This is a genomic window from Nocardioides sp., assembly GCF_030150155.1.
In the GTDB taxonomy this organism is placed as follows: Bacteria; Actinomycetota; Actinomycetes; order Propionibacteriales; family Nocardioidaceae; genus Nocardioides.
Genome location: NZ_JASLGR010000057.1, coordinates 1 through 2,774, shown reverse-complemented (window position 1 = coordinate 2,774; position 2,774 = coordinate 1). Strand labels below are relative to the sequence as shown.

At 70.2% G+C, this 2,774-nt stretch carries 3 protein-coding genes and 1 riboswitch; all 3 genes read right to left on the bottom strand.

What is annotated here, in order from left to right; translation table 11 throughout:
• Nucleotides 1–88: 88 nt before the first annotated feature.
• Nucleotides 89–1,369, bottom strand: coding sequence for a threonine synthase (thrC, locus tag Q1V88_RS17105; RefSeq protein ID WP_300682574.1), 1,281 nt, complete (start codon nt 1,367–1,369; stop codon nt 89–91).
• 9 nt (nt 1,370–1,378) lie between these two features.
• Nucleotides 1,379–1,517: riboswitch (SAM riboswitch) on the bottom strand.
• Between the two features lie 88 nt (nt 1,518–1,605).
• Nucleotides 1,606–2,439 carry a trehalose-phosphatase gene (otsB, locus tag Q1V88_RS17100; protein WP_300682572.1) on the bottom strand — a complete coding sequence of 278 codons (834 nt, stop codon included), beginning with the start codon at nt 2,437–2,439 and terminating at the stop codon, nt 1,606–1,608.
• 105 nt (nt 2,440–2,544) lie between these two features.
• Nucleotides 2,545–2,774: LytR C-terminal domain-containing protein (locus Q1V88_RS17095; RefSeq protein WP_300682570.1), on the bottom strand; the 230-nt coding region annotated here is incomplete at its 5' end.

Sequence of the window (2,774 nt, the reverse complement as noted above, 5' to 3'; positions counted from 1 at the left end):
TTGACGCGCGCGCCCCCACGGAGCCGCCCCGCGGGCGGCGTTGGAGCTACGGGGCCTTCGTGTGGCGTGCGACGCTGGAGCCGCGCCGTCAGATGATCCCGGCGGCTTCAAAACTGTCGTAGTTGGGGGCGATCGTGGCGCACGGCCCGACCTGCCCGGCGATCGCGTCGAGGGTCTTCAGACCGTGACCGGTGTTGATGATCACCGTCTCCAGGGTCGGGTCCAGCTGGCCGGTCTCGACCAGCTTGCGGGTGACGGCGACGGTGGTGCCACCGGCGGTCTCGGTGAAGATGCCCTCGGTGCGGGCCAGGGAGATGATCCCGGCGCGGATCTCGTCGTCGGTGACCTCCTCGACGGCGCCGTGCGTGGTGCGGGCGATGTCGAGGACGTAGATGCCGTCGGCGGGGTTGCCGATCGCGAGCGACTTGGCGATGGTGTCCGGCTTGACCGGACGGATCGCGTCGACGCCGGCCTTGAAGGCGGTCGAGACCGGGTTGCAGCCGGTCGCCTGGGCGCCGAAGATCTTGTAGTCCTTGGCCTCGACCAGGCCGAGCTTGATCAGCTCGCCGAAGGCCTTGTGCACCTTGGTCAGCTGCGAGCCGGACGCGACCGGGATGACCACCTGGTCGGGCAGACGCCAGCCGAGCTGCTCGGCGATCTCGTAGCCCAGGGTCTTGGAGCCCTCGGCGTAGAAGGGGCGCACGTTGACGTTGACGAACGCCCAGCCCTCCTCCTCGGCGGCGATCTCCTGCGCGAGCTTGTTGACGTCGTCGTAGTTGCCGTCGACGGCGACGAGACGGTCGGTGAAGACGGCCGAGTTGATCTGCTTCGGCTGCTCCAGGTTCGAGGGGATGAAGACCGCGGTCGGGATCCCGGCGCGGGCACCGGCGGCGGCCACGGCGTTGGCCAGGTTGCCGGTCGAGGGGCAGGCGAAGACCTTCGCGCCCAGCTCGACGGCCGCGCTCAGGGCGCAGGCCACGACGCGGTCCTTGAAGGAGTTGGTCGGGTTGGTGGAGTCGTCCTTGACCCAGAGCTTCTCGATGCCGAGCTCGTGGGCCAGGTTCTTGGCCTCGATCAGGCGGGTGAAGCCGGGCTCGGTGTTGGGGCTGGACTCGATGTCGGAGGGCACCGGCAGCAGCGCCTTGTAGCGCCAGATGTTGGCGGGGCCGGCCTCGATCTGCTCGCGGGTGACGGCCGGGAAGTCGTAGGCGACCTCCAGCGGGCCGAAGCACTCCGGACAGGCGTAGTGCGGGCCGAGGTCGACGCGGTGCCCGCACTCGCGACAGGCGAGGGCGACGGCGTTGCCGAACGCGCCCTCGCGCAGGGATGCCTTCTCGGTACCGTGCTCGACGGTGTTGGCAGCGCTCATGAGTCCTCCTCCTCATCTTCCCCGACACGTCTCTCGTGCTGGGCCGGAATTAGCACCTGCTCCGCGACCTGCCCACGGGGTGGGAGGAGACACGCGGTCGGTTGCCGGGACTTCACTGGGCCGTTCCCTCAGTCCCTCTCGATGAGCAGTAGCGATGCTACGGGAGCACCCGGGCGCGCAACGAACCGGCTGCCCGCATGCCGGACTGCCGTCTCACTGAATGGACAGGAGGGGCATCAGCCGGCGTCGGTGGCGAGCTGGCGCAGCAGCTCGAGCACACCGTCGGGCCCCTTGACCACCACGTCGGCCAGCGGCGTCAACGCGCTCTCCTCGGAGGAGGCGGAGCAGACCTTGAGGGTGCTCAGCCCCTCGTTCTCCCACGCGGTCAGCGCCTCGAACGCCTCGACGTCACCCAGGTCGTCACCCGCGAAGAGGATCGCCTTCGCTCCCAGGGTGTCGACGAGCTTGTCGACCACCAGGCCCTTGTCCATGCCCGGTGAGCGCACCTCGATCACCTGCTTGCCGGGCTCGACCGCGAGGTCGTGCGCCTCGGCCGCTGTGCGCAGCGGGGCGAGCAGCCGCTCGAAGGCACCCTGCGCGTCGGCCAGCCGCCGCGTGTGTACGGCGACGGCGAGGCCCTTCTCCTCCACGTAGGCGTCCGCGGCGTCGTACTTCCGCAGGATCCGCGGCAGCTCCCGCAGGAAGGTGGCCAGCCCGACCGGCGGGCGCGGCCCGACGATGGCCCGATGGCTGGAGTTCCAGTGCTCGTTGCCGTACTGCCCGTAGACCAGCAGCTCGGTGCCGGTCGCGGCGAGCGCGTCGGCGACCTCCTCAAGGCCGCCGAGCGCGAGCACCTGGCGGGCGGGTCGCCCGGTGACGACAGCGATCGCCTTGACCTTCGGCGCCAGCGCGGTCAGCACCGCACCGGCATCAGGATGGATGTGGGCCTGGGCGGGGTCCTCGACGATCGGCGAGAGGGTGCCGTCGAAGTCGAGTGCCACCACCGCCTGGGAGGCGAGAGCCGCGAGGGCGGCGTACTTCTGCTCAGCTCGGGCCGACGCGAAGTCCATGTCCCTAGCCTCCCACGTGCCGGTGAACGCCGCGCAGGAGCCCGCGGGTTGAAGACACGAGCCCCGCACCGCGGCGCTGCCGCGTGAGGAGTCTCGAAGGTGCGCTCAGTCCAGCGGTGCGGTCAGGATCACGGTGAGGCGGTCCATCTTCATCGGGTCGATGGCCGGCGCCGTACGCCGGATGCCGAGGTCGAGGGCGAGCTGCTTGCCCGCGGCCTTGAGCCGCTGCGGGTAGTACACGGTCGTGGCCGGGATGGAGCCGTACCAGTTGTCCGTGCCGACGACGTCCCAGCCGACCTTGGTCGCCTTGCTGCTCACCGTGGCGGCCAGGCCCT